Genomic DNA, 255 nt, shown 5'->3' on the forward strand with positions numbered 1-255 from the left:
GCCCACGTGTTACTCACCCGTCCGCCACTCCAGAAGTCAGAGATCGGAAATCGGAAGTCGGATTGATTGTTCAATCAAATGATGCCATTGCTTCTTTGCGATGCTTGCATCTGACTTCTGACCTCTGATCTCTGACCTCTAGCGTTCGACTTGCATGTATTAGGCACGCCGCCAGCGTTCGTCCTGAGCCAGGATCAAACTCTCCATAGAAATTCTTAGCAATTTATTGCTTAGAAGTTCTTGTCCTGTGATTCA

General features: G+C 47.5%; 1 rRNA gene. It reads right to left on the reverse strand.

Annotated features, from left to right (window positions below):
• A 16S ribosomal RNA gene (locus tag TEPIDINF_RS14960) occupies positions 1-210 on the reverse strand; the annotation flags it as partial.
• Positions 211-255: the final 45 nt, after the last annotated feature.

Origin of the sequence: Tepidibacillus infernus, assembly GCF_048898065.1 — a bacterium.
GTDB lineage: Bacteria > Bacillota > Bacilli > Tepidibacillales > Tepidibacillaceae > Tepidibacillus_B > Tepidibacillus_B infernus.